The organism is Bacillus cereus group sp. MYBK108-1 (assembly GCF_051917185.1).
Lineage (GTDB): Bacteria > Bacillota > Bacilli > Bacillales > Bacillaceae_G > Bacillus_A > Bacillus_A cereus.
Window position 1 is genome coordinate 162873 of sequence record NZ_JBQAHZ010000008.1, and the last position, 19773, is coordinate 182645.

The following is a 19773-nucleotide window of genomic DNA, read 5'->3' on the forward strand; positions in this document are numbered from 1 at the left end:
ATGAACTATTTTAAGCGAATCAGCTGTCTAGTATTAGCAGGAATTATCGGTCTTTCTAGTACAGTCGCTGTTAAAGCAGAGTCAAACGACGAGAAACTTAACAACATGCAACAGCAATTGCAACAAAACGATGCAGAAATGCAAAAGAAAGAGCAAGAAAAGCAAGCTGTTAGTAAAGAAATTAAAGGTATCGAAAACGAACTACATAATTTAAATAATACAATTGCAAAAAATAAAGAGGATCAAGCTGCTATTCAACGTAAAATTGATGAAACACATAAGCAGATTGAACAAAAAAAGGAAGAAATTGTCGTTTTAGAGGATAAAGTCCTTGCTCGTAAAGATATTATGAGAAAACGTATGGTTTCTGTTCAAAACAGTTCAAATACAAGTTTAGTAGTAGAAGTTGTAGTAGAGTCAAAAAACTTTGCAGACTTCTTACAACGTATGAACGCAGTTTCTACTATTCTAGAAGCTGATAAAGAAATTTTACGTCTACAAGAACAAGATCTTCGTCAAATTGAAGAGGACAAGAAAACAATTGACGAAAAAGAAGCATCTTTAGTAGTAGACAAACAAAAATTAGCAAAAGCGCAAGCTGAACTGCAAGATAACTTGAAAAAACGTCAAGATAACTTGCAAACAGTTCAAGCTAAATATAATGAAGTGGCAAGCCAACTTAATTTAGCAGCGGAAGAGAAAGCTAAAATTGAATCAAATATGAAGGCAGTACAAGAAACAATTGCTCGTGAACAAGAAGCAGCAAGAATTGCGGCAGAAGAGCGTGCAAAAGCAGAAGCGGCTGCAAAAGCAGAGCAAGAAGCTTTAGCGAAAGCGCAAGCGGAAATTGCTGAAAAGCAAAAGCAAGAAAAAGCTAGTAAACCGGCTGAACCAGTTGCTAATAATAATTCGAAGGTAGAACCTGCACAACCTGCACAACCTGAACCATCTTCTAAGCCAACTGTTGGTGGGAAAGAAATTTATGTAGAAGCTACAGCTTATACAGCTGATCCAGCGGAAAATGGTTATGCACCAGGTCAACAAGTATTTTCTGCATGGGGACACTATAACTTAACTGCAAACCCAGGAATGAAATTAATTGCTGTAGATCCAAAAGTTATTCCATTAGGCAAAACTGTAAATGTTGAAGGGTATGGAGTCGCAATTGCAGCAGATACTGGTGGAGCGATTAAAGGTAACAGAATTGATGTGTTAATGCCTGATAAAGGGTCTTCTAGTCAATGGGGAAGAAAAATTGTTAAAGTTACAATTTTAAACTAAAACGTAATCCAACTTTACAATACGTAGAGTTGGATTTTTTTATAATAATAATGTTAAGTTGAGTTTACATTTTGTTAAGGATAGCATACAATAATGGTGAGAGGTGGTAAATTTGACCATTTTAAACAGAGTAAAAGAATTAAGAGCTCGTTTTAACTTTACGCAAAGTGTATTAGCAGAAAAGGTTGGAGTAACGAGACAAACAATTGCTGCAATTGAAAAAGGGGATTACGTTCCTTCTTTGTTATTAGCACTTACGATTTGTGATGTGTTCCAGTTAAAGATGGAAGACGTGTTTGTTTTAAATAAGGAGGGGGAAGAGGATGAATAGAATTGTTTTTTCTTATATCATAAACGTGCTTTATACTGCTTTAGCATGCTGGACATTTGTTGAATTTTATAGTGTTATTACAGAGTTAGCAGATATAATTAAAAACGAGAAATTCCCATTTGAAGTATGGTTTAATGGAGTACCATTCATTTTATTATTTATTGGAGCAATTATAGTTACAATTTTTTATAGAATTCAAAAGAAAAAATATAAGAATTTATCTTTTTGGATGTATCCATTATTATTTCCGCTAGAAGATGAACGTGAAAAAGCGATTACGGATAAAGCTTGTCGAACAACATTTGTATCGTTATGGTTTGTGTTACCTTGTGCAGTTGGATTTTTAACTTTTTCGCCTATTATTAATGAATATCTTCCTGGATACCCATTATATATTCTATTTTCTATTTTCTTTATTCAAATGACAGTATTTCACGTATCACTATACAGAAATAAATTAGCTTAAAAAGAAACCTTCTTGCATCGGCAAGAAGGTTTCTTTTTAAGCTAATACTTGTACATATAGCGATATTATTTTATCATTTTATATAGAGTAAGATTTTGTAAGGGAAAGGAACTGTGTATGAATAAGCAAAGAATTTATAGTATAGTAGCAATTCTGCTATTTGTTGTAGGTGGCGTGTTAATTGGAAAGCCATTTTATGATGGATATCAGGCTGAAAAGAAACAGACTGAAAATGTGCAGGCTGTTCAAAAGATGGATTATGAAAAGCATGAGACGGAATTTGTAGATGCTTCCAAAATTAATCAACCAGACTTGGCGGAAGTAGCGAATGCATCATTAGATAAGAAACAAGTAATTGGTCGTATTTCGATTCCAAGTGTTTCAGTAGAACTGCCTGTTTTAAAAGCTTCTACTGAAAAAAACTTATTATCAGGTGCAGCGACAGTAAAAGAGAATCAAGTTATGGGAAAAGGAAATTACGCATTAGCAGGACATAACATGTCTAAAAAAGGTGTTTTATTTAGTGATATAGCTTCTTTGAAAAAAGGCGATAAAATTTATTTGTATGACAATGAAAATGAATATGAGTATGCGGTTACTGGTGTATCTGAAGTGACTCCTGATAAGTGGGAAGTTGTAGAGGATCATGGGAAAGATGAGATAACGCTTATTACATGTGTATCTGTAAAGGATAATTCTAAGCGTTATGTTGTTGCTGGTGATTTAGTAGGAACGAAGGCGAAGAAGTAAAAAAGAAGGTGAACTCTTTAAAGAGTTCACCTTCTTTTTTACTAATGTTGAGAAATAATAGAATATTTTGGTTTGTATTCAAATATTATTCTATTTATGTATAATAAAGTTAGGATTCTATATTTTGGGAGGAACAAGAGTGAGACAACAGGTGAAGAAACTTCTTTTAACAACGAGTATAGCGTTATTGGTAGCTCCGATTTCAGCTTATGCACATCCAGGGCGTACAGATGCTAATGGAGGACATACGTGTCGTACAAATTGTGAGAAATGGGGATTACAGTACGGGGAATATCATTATCATAATAAACCAGCTTCTAGTAGTGGTGCAACGAGCCCAGCTCCTAGCCAGAATAATAATAGTGCTGTAGAAGCTGAGAGACAAGCAGAAGCACAGCGCAATACCGAGGCGGAAAAACAACGTGCTGCAGAAGCACAGCGTAAAGCTGAAGAAGAGAGACAACGTGTAGCCGAGGAACAAAGAAAAGCTGAAGAGGCACGTAAACAAGAGGAAGCGCAGCGCCAAGCTGATATGGAAAAAGGTCAACTTGAAGGTCAAAAGAATGGAGAAACTGATTTTAAGGCAGGAAAAAATGATGTAGAAGTGCATGTAGCTGGAAAATCTGATGCATATAAACAAGCGTTTAAAGCGACTTATGCAGCCACATGGTCTTTAGAAGAGCAGAAGAAAACGCATTTTGAAAAAGGAAAAGCACAAGGTTTAGCACAAGAGACGATGGACGATAGTCAAGTTGCTTCAGAGTTTAAGGTAAACTTTGCAGACGGATTCAAAGTAGGGAATAAAGAAAGAACAGAAAAAATTGAAAAAGAGCAAGCTGAGTTAGGGGAAAAGACAGGGAAAGAACTAGCTGAAAAGAATCCTGGAAATAGAGAGAAAGAAGTATACGTGAAGGCATATGAAACAGCGTATGAAAAAGGCTATAAATCTACAAAAAAGGCAGTAGAAAAAGCTGGCTATAAGTATGCATTTGAAAACTATGATTTAAAAGTTCCTGCTAAGTATGAAAGAAATGAATTGTTAAAGAAATGGTTTACTGAAGGATTTAAATCGAATAAAAAAGCAGCGAAAATTCGAGAAGAAGGGTATAAAAAGGGAGACAGCTGGTTCTCATTCTTCTATAAGAGTTTCGTACCAAGTGAATATAAAGAACATAAAGAGCTGTACGAACAAGCAATAGAACAAGGGAAAACAGCATAAAAAAAGATGAGGAGAAATTCCTCATCTTTTTTAATCCATCCATTTCACTAATTTCTTAGAAATTAATAATAAAACACAACCTAGTACAATTGCCACAGCGCCAATAACTGTGAATACTTCAGCGTATCCAAGTGAAGTTGTGAAGCTTGCAAGTTGTCCGCCTAAAATGTTGGCGATACCTGAACTTGCTAGCCATACACCCATTAGTAAAGATGCTAATTTTACCGGTGCAAGCGCACTAACCATTGATAGTCCGACAGGTGATAAGAATAGCTCACCTAACGTATGGAAAAGATACGTAAAGACGATAAACAGTAAGTTTGCTTTTTCTGTAATGTTATGTTCATCACTACCTGTTTTTAATGTAGCGATAACGAGAATGATATAACCAATACCGAGCAAAATCATACCAAGTCCCATTTTAGTTGGGATTTTTAAATCACCCTGCTTGCGAGTTGCAAGTTTTGCCCATAATGCAGAAATGACTGGAGCAAGTAAAATAATAAATAATGGATTGACCGATTGGAACCAAGATGTTGGAACTTCCCATCCGAACACAGAGCGGTCTACAAATTTGTTTGTATATAATGTTAATGAGCTACCGGCTTGTTCAAAGCCAGCCCAGAAGAAGACAACGAAGCATGTTAAAATGACGATAACTGCGGTACGTTGTTTTTCTTTTTTTGTTAACGGTGTATCTCCTACTGATGGTTGTCCAGCAGCTGTTTGTAAATCGCGAGTTGGTTTTTTACCGATATTACCAAGGAAGCGATTTGATAGTGTTGTAAATAAAATTTGTCCAATGATCATTCCGATTGAAGCGGCTAAGAAACCGTAACGGAATCCGTAATGTACAACGCCATCAACTGTTGTTTTGAATAAATTTTCTGATAAAAATCCGCAAACGAGTGGAGCTAAAAATGAACCGACGTTAATACCCATATAGAAAATGGTAAATGCACTATCACGTTTTGGATCGTTCTCTTCGTATAATTCTCCAACCAGTGTAGAGATGTTCGGTTTGAAGAATCCGTTACCGATAATAATAAGCGCTAATCCGAGGTATAGGCCTAATTGGTTTTGCAAGGCAAATAGTGTAAGGTTACCGATTGCCATTGTTATACCACCAATTGTGATTGCTTTTCGTCTACCTAGAAAACGGTCTGTTAAGTATCCACCAATCATTGGTGTGAAATAACAGGCTCCAGTATAAAATCCGTAAATAGAGAGTGCCCATGCGGGACTAAACCCAAGACCACCGCTTACTAAAGCTGTCGTTAAATATAATGTTAATAATCCTCGTAATCCATAGTAACTAAATCTTTCCCACATTTCTGTAAAGAAGAGTAAGTATAAACCTGGAGGATGTTTCTTTTTTCTTTGTTGTTCTCTTTCTAGTTGTATCGCTGATTCCATGTTATTTTCCTCCTGACACAAACAAAAACAAAGTTAATAATTTTGTACATTTAATATTTTACTTTATTAACTATTATAAGTCAATAAAGGTTGATTTTTCAGAAGAAATTGGAAAAGAGGAATAGCTATAGAATGGGTGTTTCTTTTGTGATAGACTATGGACTATGTTTTCTTTGTAAGGAAGCGGGTTATTGTACTTTTTTATATGTGAAATTGATTTCATAAAAGATGAAATTAAAGAAGGAGAAAGAAATGAAATTGTTACAGAAAAAAGAAATTTTACTTATTAGTCTTATGTTATTCTCTATGTTCTTTGGAGCAGGGAATCTTATATTTCCACCTTTCCTTGGGTATGAAGCAGGAGAACATGTTTGGATTTCATTAGTAGGGTTTATTATATCAGCAACAGGTCTTCCTATATTAGGTGTTATCTCCATTGCAAAAGCAGGAAGTTTTCAAACGTTAGCGGGTAGGGTTCATTCTTCATTTGCAATTATTTTTCCATGTAGCGTGTATGTATTTATTGGACCTGGGCTTGGTATACCACGTGCGGGAAGTTTAGCTTTTGAAATGGGGCCAGGTCAGTTATTCCCTGAAGCAGGAAACGGATTATTATTGTTTTACACAGTTATTTTCTTTAGTATTGTTTACTGGTTAAGCTTATCCCCATCTAAATTAATGGGGTTGTTTGGAAAAGTATTGACGCCGTTATTATTATGTATGATTGCACTCATTTTTATAAAGAGTATGTTTACAACAGTAGGAGATATGAAAGAACCAATAGGGAACTATGGCCAAGCTCCTATGTTTCAAGGATTTTTAGATGGATATTTAACAATGGATGCGTTAGCTGCTTTAATCTTTGGAATTGTTATTGCAAATGCATTACGTGCAAAGGGTATTGAAGATGATAAAGGTTTAGCGAAATATATGAGTATTGCTGGAATTGGGGCAGGACTATTATTATCTATTATTTATGTCATCCTTGGATATGTGGGGGCAATTAGTGGCTCATTAGGAACATTTGATAACGGTGCGAAAGTGTTAGCACAAGTTATGATTACATTATTTGGACAGGGCGGAGTCGTTTTATTAGGCCTTATTTTTACTATCGCGTGTTTATGTGTTTCAATTGGACTTGTTACGTCTTGTAGTCAATTTTTTGCGAGTGCATTTCCGAAAGTATCTTATAAATTGTGGGCATTTATAGTAAGCGTTGTTAGTATGATTTTAGCTAATTTAGGGTTAACGCAAATTTTAAAAGTATCAGTACCAATTCTTGGATTTATTTATCCAATTGCGTTAACGCTTATTATTCTAGGGTTATTCCATCAGTATATTGGAAAGTATACATACGTATATGCAGTAACTGTTTTGGTTGTAGCGATATTTAGTGCAATTGACATTTTAAATAAAAATGTAATGATGAATCAGTGGACGTCAGCATTAAAATACATCCCGTTTTATACAGAAGGTGTTGGGTGGATTGTTCCAGCTATTGTAGGCATGTGTCTTGGTTTTATCATTAGCATTTTTCTAAATAAGAATAAATGAGTAAAAAGGTGTTTTCCTATTTTGGGAAGACACCTTTCTTTTTTTGGAAAAATACTATTGAAAATGAATAGACTAAGAGTATGATAAAGATAATTGGTAATATATAGGTTCAATGAGAGTTACGAATAAGGGGGGAGCGTATGAAGAAGGATTTGGATAAGAAAATAGAAGCACTCGAAACGGCAATTGAAACAATTCAAGAAGCACTTGCTGAATTAAAAGTAAAGCAAAGGGAAATAGAAGTAGAAAACGCTCAGCAACATGTTAGTAAGAACAAGAAAGAATATATTGAAACGGTAATGGAGGAAAAGCCAAAAGAAGAAATAGTTAAGATAAAAGAGCCTTTGCAAGAACCTGAGGTAAAACAAGTAGATATATCGGCTTTTAAACCAGAGCCATTTAATATTATTAAGTTTTGTCAGACGTGGTTACCGCGTGTATTTGTCGGTATTATGTTGCTTGGAGTGATCTGGTTATTTAAAGCAGGGGTAGATGCTGGTTTATTAACACCAGCGATACGAATTGTGTTTGGTATCGCATTATCTATCGGGTTGTATTATATAGGAGATATTCAAATTAAAAGAGAGCGGCAAGCGTTAGGATTAGTATTAGCTGGAGGAAGTATTACCGGGATTGTTCTAACGACGTTTGCAGCACATTATTTATATGGATTTATTCCGGCAAGTGTCGCGTTTCTCTGTAATATTGCATGGGTTATTTTAGGTATTTATTTAGCGAAAAGATATCAATCGGAATATCTCACTATTTTCGTAGCGGTCGGTGCGTTCTTCGTACCATTCTTGTTAAATAGTACGACTCCTAATCCTTATATTTTCTTTGGATATGAGACAGTATTAACACTTAGTTTATTATGGTATGCGTTGAAAAATCGTTATAAATACTTATATATGATTTCTTACGCTGTTGCTGCCATTGTCCTTTTCGTTTTCTTTGCTGTTATGTCAATGTTAGTAGAGAACTTGCAAATACAGTTAACGATTGTATATGGTTTGATTCATTTACTATTATTTTGGCATATGTTTACGGAGAGAAGTTTTATACTAGAACCACGTTTGGCGATATTTAGTGCGAATGCAGTGTTCTTTATACTAGCTATTTCAAAAATACCTGATTTTACAACATGGGGATTAATTATTAGTGCACTCGTGCATGCCGCTATGTTCGTATGTGAATATAGGAAAAATAGACATTCTACATTTACAAATCTCTTATTTGGTTTCGCAATGGGAGCATTTAGTTTAGCAATTTTATATGAGTATAGTTTAGTGAATGCAGCGATTGTACTATTGTTACAAGGTTTCCTCGGCATGGTCACTTCTATTAAAGTAAAACAACAGATAAAATTGTATGTTAGTGCGACGGTTTACGCAATTGGAATGATACAGACTATTTTTAGCCCGTTTGATCAATTTATTTCGGCAGGCTTTGTTGCTCATCTTATTTTAATAGGAACGTTCTATTATTGCATGAGAGAAGCGAAAGAAGTATTAGCGAGCTTCGGCAAATATATGTATTCTATAGTGCTCTATTGGTTTATGATAATTGTATTTATTACAATTACGAGAATCGGTGAAGTTTTATCTACAGATGGAAGCGTAATTAGTGTATCAGTATCGTTATTATGGATGGTATATGCATTATTTGCGGTTTGGTTTGGAAGAAATAGAAATATGAATGAAATATTATATGCTGGTTTAGTCGTTTTAGTCGTAACGGTAGGGAAGTTATTCTTACTTGACTTACCAGAGGTATCGATGATGATTAGGGCAGTGTTATTCCTAATCGTCGGTAGTATAGGTATCGTTATTTCAAGAATGTTTTTCTCGAAGGAAGAGAAGTGAGAAGAAGGCAATCCATGTATGGATTGCCTTTTTTATTATTTCTTATTAATCGTTACAGTTTCATTATATTTCGTTGTTGTATTTTGGCGTAGACGAAGCGTTGCTTGTCCAGTTGTATTTGAATCAATCTGTACATTTACAACTTTCTCAGCAGAGCCTAAGCTGTTTGTTGTGAAAGAAAATGCACTACTATATCCGAAAGTAGATGGCCAAGTGCCGTTTGCATTTTGTACTTTAGCCACTTGTGTTCCACCAGTAGTGAAGATACCTAAAGAATAGTTGTTATACGTTGTATTAGGTAGTAAGTTATTTACTTGAATCTTCATTTGGAAAATTTCATTGTTTGGTAGAATGCTAGGGTGTGTAACGACGTAGTCGCTTGTTGTTACCGCACCGTTATAACCGTATGAACCTGGTTTAAAAGTATTTGTATTAAACCATTGATAACCTGCATTTGGTGCACTCCAAGGTTCAGGTTGTGGTTCTGTTGATAAGCTTGGCTGTTCAAATGTTTGTAGAGCTGTAGGTGAATCAAGTTGTAAACCATTTACTTGATCTAAACTTGTAAATGTCTCTTTATTTGATAACCAATTTACGATGTTTTCTAATAAAATCGCATCGTTTTCTTCTTTATAACCATCGTAAGTTTTCTTTGTTTGGCCAGAATCTTCACGAACGTATTTTGGCGTAGCATCTTCAACAGGAGAAGAGTCACCAATAAAGGCAGCTTTTCCAAGTCCTACTTTTGCGATAGCAGCATATGGGCCTTCTGCAATACCACCGCCATTATAAACGCCACTATCAACAGCGTTATTCCATTTTGATGGATTTTCTGGAAGGTAAACAAGTCCTTTTGCTAGTTTTGGGTTTGTAATTGCTAGAGTAGAACCAGCATGCATTGCTACAGACGAAACACCTTTTGTAATTCCGAAAGATTGTTCAGGCGATACAATTGTTTTCGCTGAAACATCACCAAGTGCATTGTAGCGGAAGCGAATACCGAAGTTGTCAGAGAGCCAATCAGAGCTTTCTACTCCTTGCATAGCTTGTGAATTAGCTTCTTCATTAGACATTCCTTTTGCTGGATTATCCCAAGCACCGCGTCTATATCCATTAAATACTTCAGAAGAGTCCCAGCGATTTTTATTACGATCTGCATTGTAATGATCAGCAATAAAGAAGATACTACCGCCATTTTTTACATATTGTAACATAGCGTCCTGCTCAGATTTTTTGTAAGGAATATTAGCTTCTGGAACGATAAATACATTGTAATCTTTTAAGTCTTCGTACGTAATAGGTGTTGATTTACGAAGTTCCTTTACGTGATATCCGTTTTTTGCAATGCCGTTTCCGAAGTCAGAAAAGCCGCCGTCAATAACCCAGTCAGCTGTCCCAGCAGTTTGACCGTGTGTATTATCGAATAATACTTTCTTCCCATTGTTTTGATTTACAACTTTTGCAGCAATTTCAGGAGCTGGGTCTACAGAGCTTTCGGCATAAGTAGACGGTATGAACGAGGTCCCTATACTTAGTGTAATTGCTGTTGCTAAAGAAAATGTAATCCATTTTTTATTCTTCATAGAAGAATCCCCCTAATAATAAATATATGTGCTTTAATAATGTAATTTATTTTTCTGTAAAAATAAAGACGGAAAACATAAAAAATATTAAAAAATTGTAAAAATACCGTGAATTTTGTTGAGAAATATTTATATAGATATAAAAACATCCCTTCCAAGTAATAAGGAAGGGATGTTTTGCTTAACTAATTTTTGAGTTAGGTGTTTCATCAATCTTATGAAACCCTTTCATGTAATATACGATTGCTAAGCCGATAAGCCAAATTGGGCCGACAATCAATGCAATTCGTGTATCTTCTGAATACGCCATTATACCTAATACTAATACAAGGAAAACGAGTGAGAAATATGAGCTTAATGGGTATAAAGGCATTTTATACGATAACTTTTGTTTATTTTGAGTAGGCAAGCTTTTACGGAATTTAATTTGAGCGACTAATATAACTCCCCAAGTCCAAATTGCACCGAAAGTTGAAATGCTAGTAAGCCATGTAAATACCTTTGCAGGTACGAGATAGTTTAATATAACACCAATTAGTAAAACGATAGCAGTTGCTACAATTCCTTGGCTTGGAATGCCATTTTTATTTAAACGACCAAATCTTTCAGGAGCTTTTTTCTGCTGAGCTAATGTATATAGCATACGGCCTGTACTAAATAAACCACCGTTACAAGAAGAAAGAGCTGCTGTTAATACGACAAAGTTAATAATACCTGCTGCTTTTGCGATACCAATTTGTTGGAATGTTAATACGAATGGACTGCCTTTCTCACCAAGTTCGTTCCATGGATAAATTGCCATCATAACGAATAATGCCCCAACGTAAAAGAGTAGAATTCTCCAAAATACGTTATCGATTGCCTTTGCGAGTGTTTTCTTCGGATTTTGAGCCTCACCAGCTGTAACACCGATTAATTCAACGCCTAAATAAGCGAATAGTACCATCTGCATGGAGAGTAGTAACCCAGAAAATCCATTTGGGAACCAGCCACCATGTGACCAAAGATTTGAAATACCAGTAGCGATACCACCGTTTCCGAATCCGAATAAAATAATACCAGCTCCGACTACTATCATACAGATAATTGTGACAATTTTAATGAGAGCAAACCAAAACTCAAGTTCTCCAAATACTTTTACCGATAAGAAGTTAAAAGCGCTCATTAATAATAGAGCAAGTAATGCCCAAGTCCAGCGCGGGATATCTGGGAACCAGTACTGCATGTAAATACCAGCTGCTGTAATTTCAGCCATACAAGTAACAACCCATAAGAACCAGTAATTCCAACCAGTAATATAACCAGCGAGTGGTCCAATATAATCATATGCATATTTACTAAAAGAACCAGCAACAGGTTGTTCAATTGCCATTTCCCCAAGCGCTCGCATAATGAAAAAAATAACGAGACCGGCAATCATATAGCCTAGCAAAATAGAAGGACCTGCTAGTTTAATGGCGGAAGCGGATCCTAAAAATAGCCCAACGCCAATAGCTGAGCCCAGTGACATTAAAGTAATATGTCGTTCTTTTAAACCACGATTTAAAGTTCCAGATTTGTTTGTGTGCTGCATAAGAAGAATCCCCCTTGTAGAGTGAACGATATTTGAATGCGTTTACTAAATATTTAACTATTTCAAATTATAAAACATTTCTATCTGTTATGCTACAAAAATAATCATAATGAACTGTACTACATCTGTACTTGTCAGACTTAAACTTAAAATTCTAACTATTAGGGAATATATTGACTCTTCTTTTTATTGATTGTTAAGATTAAGTATTATATTTTCTCACATACTAGTAAGAAAAAGAATGTGTGATAATAATTCAGGTGTAGGAAGGGTACATAAGCATGTTTCAATTACAAAAATATAATACTTCTGTGAAGCAAGAGTTTTTAGCTGGCATCACAACTTTTTTTACATTTGCGTATATTCTTGTCATCAATCCAAAAATATTATCTGATGCAGGTGTACCATTTGACCAAGCGTTTACAGCAACAATTATTGCCACCGTTGTTGGAACAGTAGGTATGGCGATTTTCGCGAATTACCCGATTGTTATTGCTCCAGCTATGGGAATGAATGCATATTTTGCTTATTCTGTTGTACAGAAGGCAGAAGGGATTACATATGTAGTTGCCTTTTCAGCTGTATTTGTAACGGGGATTATTTTTCTTTTATTATCTTTTACTTCGTTTAGGCAAAAGTTAATTTTAGCAATTCCTGATAGTTTAAAGCATGCAATTGCAGGTGGAATTGGACTATTTATTGCTTTTATTGGATTGCGCCTTTCTGGAATTATCGTGGATCATCCGTCTAATTTAGTTACGATTGGTGATTTTCATTCTCCAGCTGTTATTTTAACTTTAATTGGTTTAATATTAGCGGCGGTATTAATGACATTGCGTGTGAGCGGTGCATTATTTATTAGTATGATTGTGACAGGAATTATTGCCTTCTTTACAGGGCAATTGAAGTTTGCTGATAAAATTGTGGCGATGCCTCATTTACCAGAGGGTATTATCGTTTCAAACCCAATCAATGCCTTTTCAGATGTAATTGAATACGGATTATACGGCGTTGTATTTTCATTTTTACTTGTACTTTTATTCGATACAACAGGTGCATTACTTGGTTTAATTAAACAAGCAGGTTTAATTACAGACAATACAGAGAAGCGTTTTGGTAAAGCGTTTATTGCAGATGCAATTGGCGGGACTACAGGTTCTATCTTTGGAACAAGCCCAACAGCAGCGACGATTGAATCGTCAGCAGGTATTGCTGCAGGTGGTAAAACTGGGTTAACAGGGATTGTAGTTGTTGGTCTAACAATTATAACGGCATTTTTTAGTCCTGTTATTGCTTCTTTATCAAGTGTAGCCGCTATTACAGCTCCTTCATTAATTATAGTAGGTAGTTTAATGGCACAAAGCATTCGAGATATTAATTGGAATGAATTTGAAGATGCGTTACCAGCATTTTTAATTTTTATAGGTATTCCGTTAACATCTAGTATTGCGAATGGAATTGCAATTGGATTTTTAGTGTATCCAGTCTTGAAAATTGTGAAAGGGAAAGGGATGGAAGTGCATCCGTTACTATACTTATTTACAATTTTATTTGGATGTCATTTATTCTTATAATATAGGAGAGGGGGCTTCTTATGAGGGGCTCCTTTTTTGTGTATAATAAAGTGAAACTTAAATTAGTAATGTAAAATATAAATTACTTATTGGAATATATATTATAATAAGGGTGGAGGAGAAAGAAACAGTAAACAAAAACATAGACAAAAGTAGGCATATATAGTGAAAAGTAATTATGAAACAATATAAACCGAAAGAATTTTCAGAAATGCTTAATGTCTCTGTTAAGACATTGCAAAGGTGGGACAATCAAGGTGTTTTACCTGCTTACCGAAACCCAAAAGGAAGAAGATATTATACAGAAGAACAGTATAAGAAATATATGGGTATTCAAGAAGAACTTGTTCAGGATTTAATATCTATCATTCATGTATTTAGCTGTAGAATATATGGGTTGAGAAAATACAAAAAGAAAATGTCGGAGGATGAAGACTTATGAAAAGAGCATATTTAATAGAAATCAAACCGACAACTGAACAAATTAGTAAAATCCGTCAAACTATTGGGGTGTGTCGATATATATATAACCTGTATATCTCTAAAAATAAAGAGGTATATGAGTCGGAGGGGAAATTTCTTAGTGGTTATGACTTTTCCAAATGGTTAAACAACATTCATACAAAAGAGTGTGACCAGTGGATTAAAGAAGTGTCGAGCAAAGCGGTAAAACAAGCGATTATGAATGGAGATAAAGCTTTTAAGCGATTTTTTAAAGGTTTATCTAAGTTTCCACGATATAAAAAAAGAAGAAGCAAGATGTGAAGTGCTACTTTCCGAAAAACAACAAAACAGATTGGACAGTAGAAAGACATAGAGTAAAAGTCCCTACAATTGGTTGGATAAGGTTAAAAGAGTATGGATATATTTCAAAAAATACAACTGTAAAAAGTGGTACAGTATATCAAAGAGCAGGAAGATACTATGTGTCTATACTCTGTGAAGTGAAAGAGGTAAAACCAAATGCAACTCTCAATACAGTAGGTCTAGGAATTGATTTGGGAATTAAAGACTTCGCTGTACGTAGCGATGGAAAAACTCACAAAAATATAAATAAAACAGTACAAGTAAAAAAGATAGAAAAACGGTTAAAACGTGAACAACGCTCTTTATCACGCAAATTTGAAAATATAAGAAAGAGAGGTGAACAACCTGTTACTAATAAAAGAGCGAATATAAACAAAAATATTCTTAGGGTGCAACAACTACATGCTAGGCTAGCAAATATTCGATTAGCGTATGTAAAGTCTATTGTAAATGATGTGGTGAAAACCAAGCCAACGTTTATTGTAGTAGAAGATTTGAATGTGAAAGGTATGATGAAGAACAAACATCTATCTAAAGCTGTAGCGCAACAATGTTTTTATGCTTTTAAAACATGGTTATTAACGAAATGTAGGGAATATGGAATTGAACTACGGCAAGTGGACAGATTCTATCCATCTTCTAAAATGTGTTCATGTTGCGGTCAAAAAAAGTCGGATTTAAAGCTGTCTGACCGAGTATATACATGTGAATGTGGCAATGTAATAGATAGAGATTTAAATGCGTCAATCAACCTTTTACAAGCAAAAAAATATACAATACTAACGTAAATAGATTGTATATATGTACGGTGGGCTACATCGGAATTTACGCCTGTGAAGTGTCACAGCAAACTGTAGTAGCAAGTGATTAGCGAGGCAGGGCACGTAGAAGCAGGAATACTCTAAGAATATACATTTGTCTATATTTTTAGTAGCAGGAACATGAATGGCTGTAAGTAAAATAAAAGTCGCGCGTGTTCAATTAGATTTAACACAGCAACAATTAGCAGAAAAAGTAGGCGTTACAAGGCAAACGATTAGTTTAATTGAGAAGGGGAAATACAATCCATCTTTAGATTTATGTTTAAAAATTTGTTATGCAGTAGATAAAACGTTGAATGATTTGTTTTGGGAGGAAAAGGAGTGGTAGGATGAAAATCGTGAAAGATGAACGTTTAATGATTGAAGGGTTAAAACATATTAGATTAGCTTTCATCTTACAAAATATCGTCATACTAGCTATCGTCTTTTACCGCTATGTCTTGCAAGGGGCAGGATATGAAAGTGTTTCGGATTTATTAATGGTATTTATGGGCGGGATAATAATTATTAACTTTTTAAATCTGAAAAATTCAGTGGAAGTGTATGAGCATACGGGCGGAGTGTCGCGTCGTTATTTTATGAAGCTATTATTCATTCCGGTAGGTATTATTATTGGGATTTTAGCTATTTGTATCGTTGTAACACCAGATATTTCGATAAAGGAAATTAGTATGACAGGACTTATTATGTTTGCTTGTTTTTTAGTTCCAAGTTTGTTCATATACATATATATGTATATATATGTATATGAAATAAAAAGAGAAGATTGAAATATAAGAAAGGCTTTCCCATATTGAGGAAAGCTTTTCTCATATTCTTTTATATAGTACTTTATGAAGGCCAATCGGTTCAATTTCAAAGATTTCACCATATTCCTGAAAGCCTAAGTGTTTGTAATAGTCAGCTACAGTAATTCGGCCATTACACCATAATATATTTGCTTGGCGTTCTTGCAAGATTTGTTCCGCCTTCTGAATTAAGGAGCTTCCAGCACGGTTGTTTCGAAATGCAGGTAATGTTGCCATTCCTCGTAGACGATAATGAATACCCGTTGGTAAGTCGGGATATATTTCTTTTGAGAAGGAAGCGATACTAATTAGTTCATCGTTTATAAATGCGCCTAAGTGGAAGGTGTCTGTTTCATAATCGGAAGGGTATTTACAATCTGCTAATGTTTGATTGGGGCGTAAAATTTTTTGACGTAATACGTAAGTTTCAGATCCCTCAATATTTTTCACGGTAATCATATTAACATCCTTTCTTATAACGCTTTTTCTGTTAATTGTATAAAGAAATAGGCAGGTGCGGCGAGAAGTCCGAGTATGCTAGCAGTTCCGAGAAGGAGTGAAAGTAGGAGGCAAGAATATTTTATTCCATTCGATTTTTTCCATCCGTAACTACAAATCTCAATACTAACACCGATGAGAATAATGGCAACGAGTATTTCGGCTAATAATAAGAGAGCTAAAGTTATAATAGACATAATGTAATCCATCCCCATAATATGTGATAGTAACATTTTACCATATGAAATGGAAAAAATGCCCCTCAATTATGTGAGGGGCATTTTTTTATTCTAATATGTTTTTTAGTGTATCGATATGTTCTTTTGAGCCTGTTACAAGTAATGTATCACCGTGTTGTAGTCTTGTATCCCCATGTGGGATTAATGCTTTATTTCCACGATAAATTTGAATGACTAGTACATCACCTAAAAACGGAAGGCGACGAAGTGCAACGCCGTTATATTTATTGCTCCGTAGTTCAACTTCACGGACTGTTTCATTTGCTGTTGTAATTAAGCGAACGAGACTAGGTTTATCAATAAGCGCACGTAATAAAATACGTGTAGAGTTAATTGTTGAGAATACAGCGATATGTTCTTGCGTTGCTTTTTCTTGTAGAAGTGGATCTTCTACACTTGCAATAACATGTTCAACACCTAGCTCTTTTGCATGTTCTGCCAATAATAAGTTTTGTTCATCATCACTTGTTGCAACAACGACGCGATCTGCATCAAATGCTGTTTGTTCAGTTAATGATGCGATTGTGATGTCATCCAATTTCACGATAGGGAAGTCGTGCGATTTCGCTTCTTCATCATTTATTTTGTTTTGACGCATCATATATAGCGTTACGTCATAATCTTCTCGTTTTAAATCTAGTGATAACGGAAGGGTAATTCTGCTCGCGCCAATAATAGCTACTTTTGGTTTTGGTGTTTCTACTTTTGGGAACATTTTTTTAAACAATATAGGTGCAAAAATACAAGTAATAACTGCGCTTAAAATAAGAGAGGCAGATAAACTTGGACTGATGATCTCCAGTTTTTCACCAATTTGTGCAGCCGCAATAACTAAAGAAAGTGTCGATGTTAATAAAATTGCACTTCCAAGTACGATATTACGTGGATACCATTTTCTTAAGACGAGTGATGGTAAGAGTTTTGAAATAAAGAGTCCTACAATTAAGATTGGGATCATTAGCATGCTAGAAGGTTCTTTGAAAATAGACCACACCTCTAGATTTACACCAACCATTACGAAGAAAATAGGGATGAAGAAACCGTAGCCGATAGAATCAAGTTTTTCCACCATATCTTCATTTGGTGATAATAACGATACAAGTACACCTGCTAAGAAGGCGCCTAAAATATTTTCTGCTCCAACAGATTCCGATAACCCAACTAAGATTAAAATGAGTGCAAAAACAGCTCGTGTATCAATTTGTACACTACCAGCTTTTAAACTATCTAAGTATGGAATGTTTTTAAAACGTTTTGCAACGAAGTAAATAACAATACCAGCGCCGAATAGAAGAAGAAGAAGCCACATGCTTTGGCCGCTTTCGGAATTTAATCCGACGAATACAGCGAGTAAAATCATTGTAACTAAATCCGCAATAACAGCGACTAATAAAATGATTTGCCCAATTGCTGTTTTTCCTAAGTTATTCTCTTTTAATGTTGGTACAACAACACCTAAAGAAATAGTTGAAATAATTAAAGTCATGAACATTGCATTATCTACGAATCCTAGCCATACGAATAGTAATGATAGGGCATAAGATAAGATGAAAATAAATAAGAAGATAATGCTTGCTGCCTGAAATGTATTTGGTTCGTTTGTCGTATTTTTTTTCCCTTTTTGTTTAAAGATAGAAAAATCAATTTCTAAACCGCTTAAGAACATGAGGAAGATAAATCCTAATGTTGATAAAACTTGAAGCCATATATCTGGCTCAATAATATTAAACCCACTTTTACCTACAAAGATTCCTGCAATAATTTCTGCAACGACCACAGGAAGTGCTTTTAATTTAAAGCGTTGTAACAAAAGGGGAACGAAAAACGCGATTGCAACGACAACCATAAGTGATAGAACAGAAGTATGATGTTCCATTGCGTTCTCTCCCTTCAAATAAATATAGTACCTATTTAGCCATATAATAGGTAGAAAAGCAACGCATATGGATTCGATTTCATAAAGAAAGACTTTTCTTAACATTTGTCATAATAAGTATATTTTTCATGATTATGCTGTTAATTCCGTAATGTGGATGTAATAGAGGGGATAAAAAAAGACTGCTGAGGAATCTCAGCAGTCTTTTTCATGTACATTACATTGAGAAGAAGATCCATACAGTTAAACCAACTGTTGCAGTTGCAACGAAGAAACTGTATATCATTGTAAGAATTTGAACTCTTCCTTCTCCTTCTTTTAAATGCATGAACATAATTAATTGTAACAATGCTTGCGCAACAGCCATTATGATAATAGTTGTTAAGACTGTTGAAAGTGGCAATGTTGTGTAAAGTGCCACGTATAACGCTAGAAACGTTAATGCAAGCGATAAAATAAATCCGAAAACGTGTGACCAAGGGAATCCGCTATGCGCATGTCCGTTTGCTTGATTGTTGTTTTGAGCCATTTACGCCACCATCCCGTTCAAGTAAACTAGTGTGTAAATAAAGACCCAAACAAGATCAAGGAAATGCCAGTATAAGCTGATAATGAATACTTTACGAGCTGTAACTGGTGTTAAACCTCGTTTTAAAATTTGGATAATAACACAAATTGCCCAAATGATACCGCCTGTTACGTGGGCTCCATGCGTTCCAAGAAGAACGAAGAATGCAGATAGGAAAGCACTTGTTTGAATTGTTGCGCCTTCACCAATATACATAATGAACTCTTCAATCTCGAAGAATAGGAAACCTGCACCTAAAAGTAATGTAAGGACGAACCATCCAAGCATCGCTTTTTGGTTGTGCTTACGCATTTCATGAATTACGATACCACATGTGAAACTACTTGTTAAAAGTAGTAATGTTTGAATTAAAAGCGTTTTAAGTTCAAACAGTTGCGCTGGTGTTGGGCCATCTGCCGTACGACCAGCAAGGACTAGATAAGAGGCGAAAAGTGTTGCGAACAGCATAATTTCAGCCCCAAGAAAAATCCAGAATCCTAGGATATTCAATCTGCTTTGTTCGGATTGATATTCCAAAGGTAAGCTTTTATCTAAAGCCGCCATATC

At 35.1% G+C, this 19773-nt stretch carries 19 protein-coding genes and 1 pseudogene; 12 read left to right on the top strand and 8 right to left on the bottom strand.

Translation table 11 applies throughout. The features are described 5' to 3' along the window. From ACTFSL_RS14240 to ACTFSL_RS14260, 5 genes are all read left to right on the top strand, one after another. On the top strand, nt 1–1281 hold the full coding sequence (locus tag ACTFSL_RS14240) for a 3D domain-containing protein (protein WP_440041883.1): 1281 nt from the start codon (nt 1–3) through the stop codon (nt 1279–1281). A 112-nt stretch (nt 1282–1393) separates the two neighbouring features. Next, entirely contained in the window at nt 1394–1612 is a 219-nt protein-coding gene (locus ACTFSL_RS14245) for a helix-turn-helix transcriptional regulator (RefSeq protein WP_000154019.1), read from the top strand. Next, nucleotides 1605–2078, top strand: a complete 474-nt coding sequence (locus ACTFSL_RS14250) for a hypothetical protein (protein WP_001080043.1) — start codon at nt 1605–1607, stop codon at nt 2076–2078. The genes ACTFSL_RS14245 and ACTFSL_RS14250 overlap by 8 nt, the downstream gene beginning before the upstream one ends. 117 nt (nt 2079–2195) lie before the next feature. After that, nucleotides 2196–2828 carry a class A sortase gene (locus ACTFSL_RS14255; RefSeq protein WP_001041724.1) on the top strand — a complete coding sequence of 211 codons (633 nt, stop codon included), beginning with the start codon at nt 2196–2198 and terminating at the stop codon, nt 2826–2828. Nucleotides 2829–2967: 139 nt separating this feature from the next. After that, a complete protein-coding gene (locus tag ACTFSL_RS14260; RefSeq protein ID WP_440041885.1) occupies nt 2968–4047 on the top strand; it encodes a YHYH domain-containing protein in 1080 nt (359 codons plus the stop codon). Nucleotides 4048–4077: 30 nt separating this feature from the next. On the opposite strand, the gene ACTFSL_RS14265 is transcribed toward ACTFSL_RS14260, so the two are convergent. Beyond that, nucleotides 4078–5463, bottom strand: coding sequence for a peptide MFS transporter (locus tag ACTFSL_RS14265; protein WP_000443143.1), 1386 nt, complete (start codon nt 5461–5463; stop codon nt 4078–4080). Nucleotides 5464–5715: 252 nt separating this feature from the next. Between ACTFSL_RS14265 and brnQ1 the strand changes: the two genes are divergently transcribed. Together brnQ1 and ACTFSL_RS14275 are read left to right on the top strand one after the other, a co-directional pair. Continuing rightward, complete coding sequence (brnQ1, locus tag ACTFSL_RS14270; protein ID WP_440041886.1) at nt 5716–7017, top strand: branched-chain amino acid transport system II carrier protein BrnQ1; 1302 nt, start codon at nt 5716–5718, stop codon at nt 7015–7017. Nucleotides 7018–7157: 140 nt separating this feature from the next. Next, entirely contained in the window at nt 7158–8879 is a 1722-nt protein-coding gene (locus ACTFSL_RS14275; protein ID WP_102956321.1) for a DUF2339 domain-containing protein, read from the top strand. Nucleotides 8880–8914: 35 nt separating this feature from the next. Here ACTFSL_RS14275 and ACTFSL_RS14280 read toward each other — a convergent pair whose 3' ends face one another. Together ACTFSL_RS14280 and ACTFSL_RS14285 are read right to left on the bottom strand one after the other, a co-directional pair. After that, nucleotides 8915–10462 carry a DNA-binding protein gene (locus tag ACTFSL_RS14280; RefSeq protein ID WP_000791509.1) on the bottom strand — a complete coding sequence of 516 codons (1548 nt, stop codon included), beginning with the start codon at nt 10460–10462 and terminating at the stop codon, nt 8915–8917. A gap of 181 nt (nt 10463–10643) precedes the next feature. Then, a complete protein-coding gene (locus ACTFSL_RS14285) occupies nt 10644–12035 on the bottom strand; it encodes an amino acid permease (RefSeq protein ID WP_440041889.1) in 1392 nt (463 codons plus the stop codon). 281 nt (nt 12036–12316) lie between these two features. On the opposite strand from ACTFSL_RS14285, the gene ACTFSL_RS14290 reads away from it, so the two are divergent. From ACTFSL_RS14290 to ACTFSL_RS14310, 5 genes and pseudogenes are all read left to right on the top strand, one after another. Next, a complete protein-coding gene (locus tag ACTFSL_RS14290) occupies nt 12317–13609 on the top strand; it encodes an NCS2 family permease (protein WP_000487192.1) in 1293 nt (430 codons plus the stop codon). A gap of 178 nt (nt 13610–13787) precedes the next feature. Next, entirely contained in the window at nt 13788–14051 is a 264-nt protein-coding gene (locus tag ACTFSL_RS14295; RefSeq protein WP_000816201.1) for a MerR family transcriptional regulator, read from the top strand. Continuing rightward, nucleotides 14048–15204 (top strand): annotated as a pseudogene (locus ACTFSL_RS14300) (RNA-guided endonuclease InsQ/TnpB family protein). The gene ACTFSL_RS14295 and the pseudogene ACTFSL_RS14300 overlap by 4 nt, the downstream one beginning before the upstream one ends. Before the next feature lie 157 nt (nt 15205–15361). Next, nucleotides 15362–15565: a helix-turn-helix transcriptional regulator gene (locus ACTFSL_RS14305; protein WP_000301183.1), complete on the top strand. Its 204-nt coding sequence runs from the start codon at nt 15362–15364 to the stop codon at nt 15563–15565. Nucleotide 15566: 1 nt separating this feature from the next. Then, on the top strand, nt 15567–16007 hold the full coding sequence (locus ACTFSL_RS14310) for a hypothetical protein (RefSeq protein WP_440041891.1): 441 nt from the start codon (nt 15567–15569) through the stop codon (nt 16005–16007). 39 nt (nt 16008–16046) lie between these two features. On the opposite strand, the gene ACTFSL_RS14315 is transcribed toward ACTFSL_RS14310, so the two are convergent. From ACTFSL_RS14315 to qoxC, 5 genes are all read right to left on the bottom strand, one after another. Then, nucleotides 16047–16484 carry a GNAT family N-acetyltransferase gene (locus ACTFSL_RS14315; protein ID WP_000633767.1) on the bottom strand — a complete coding sequence of 146 codons (438 nt, stop codon included), beginning with the start codon at nt 16482–16484 and terminating at the stop codon, nt 16047–16049. Between the two features lie 14 nt (nt 16485–16498). Further along, nucleotides 16499–16756 (bottom strand): DUF4022 family protein, encoded by a 258-nt coding sequence (locus ACTFSL_RS14320; RefSeq protein ID WP_000926991.1) that lies wholly within the window; start codon nt 16754–16756, stop codon nt 16499–16501. Between the two features lie 52 nt (nt 16757–16808). Beyond that, nucleotides 16809–18638 carry a monovalent cation:proton antiporter family protein gene (locus tag ACTFSL_RS14325; protein ID WP_000399965.1) on the bottom strand — a complete coding sequence of 610 codons (1830 nt, stop codon included), beginning with the start codon at nt 18636–18638 and terminating at the stop codon, nt 16809–16811. Between the two features lie 217 nt (nt 18639–18855). Then, nucleotides 18856–19167: a cytochrome aa3 quinol oxidase subunit IV gene (qoxD, locus tag ACTFSL_RS14330; RefSeq protein ID WP_000068425.1), complete on the bottom strand. Its 312-nt coding sequence runs from the start codon at nt 19165–19167 to the stop codon at nt 18856–18858. Next, entirely contained in the window at nt 19168–19770 is a 603-nt protein-coding gene (gene qoxC, locus ACTFSL_RS14335) for a cytochrome aa3 quinol oxidase subunit III (protein ID WP_000729316.1), read from the bottom strand. Nucleotides 19771–19773: the final 3 nt, after the last annotated feature.

Coding starts and splice junctions, on each gene's coding strand:
- ACTFSL_RS14325 (WP_000399965.1), bottom strand. CDS start 18,638: ATGGAACATCATACTTCTGTTCTATCACTTATGGTTGTCGTTGCAATC.
- ACTFSL_RS14290 (WP_000487192.1), top strand. CDS start 12,317: ATGTTTCAATTACAAAAATATAATACTTCTGTGAAGCAAGAGTTTTTA.
- brnQ1 (WP_440041886.1), top strand. CDS start 5,716: ATGAAATTGTTACAGAAAAAAGAAATTTTACTTATTAGTCTTATGTTA.
- ACTFSL_RS14250 (WP_001080043.1), top strand. CDS start 1,605: ATGAATAGAATTGTTTTTTCTTATATCATAAACGTGCTTTATACTGCT.
- ACTFSL_RS14310 (WP_440041891.1), top strand. CDS start 15,567: ATGAAAATCGTGAAAGATGAACGTTTAATGATTGAAGGGTTAAAACAT.
- ACTFSL_RS14295 (WP_000816201.1), top strand. CDS start 13,788: ATGAAACAATATAAACCGAAAGAATTTTCAGAAATGCTTAATGTCTCT.
- ACTFSL_RS14275 (WP_102956321.1), top strand. CDS start 7,158: ATGAAGAAGGATTTGGATAAGAAAATAGAAGCACTCGAAACGGCAATT.
- ACTFSL_RS14240 (WP_440041883.1), top strand. CDS start 1: ATGAACTATTTTAAGCGAATCAGCTGTCTAGTATTAGCAGGAATTATC.
- ACTFSL_RS14315 (WP_000633767.1), bottom strand. CDS start 16,484: ATGATTACCGTGAAAAATATTGAGGGATCTGAAACTTACGTATTACGT.
- qoxD (WP_000068425.1), bottom strand. CDS start 19,167: ATGGCTCAAAACAACAATCAAGCAAACGGACATGCGCATAGCGGATTC.
- ACTFSL_RS14280 (WP_000791509.1), bottom strand. CDS start 10,462: ATGAAGAATAAAAAATGGATTACATTTTCTTTAGCAACAGCAATTACA.
- ACTFSL_RS14255 (WP_001041724.1), top strand. CDS start 2,196: ATGAATAAGCAAAGAATTTATAGTATAGTAGCAATTCTGCTATTTGTT.
- ACTFSL_RS14320 (WP_000926991.1), bottom strand. CDS start 16,756: ATGTTACTATCACATATTATGGGGATGGATTACATTATGTCTATTATA.
- qoxC (WP_000729316.1), bottom strand. CDS start 19,770: ATGGCGGCTTTAGATAAAAGCTTACCTTTGGAATATCAATCCGAACAA.
- ACTFSL_RS14305 (WP_000301183.1), top strand. CDS start 15,362: ATGGCTGTAAGTAAAATAAAAGTCGCGCGTGTTCAATTAGATTTAACA.
- ACTFSL_RS14285 (WP_440041889.1), bottom strand. CDS start 12,035: ATGCAGCACACAAACAAATCTGGAACTTTAAATCGTGGTTTAAAAGAA.
- ACTFSL_RS14265 (WP_000443143.1), bottom strand. CDS start 5,463: ATGGAATCAGCGATACAACTAGAAAGAGAACAACAAAGAAAAAAGAAA.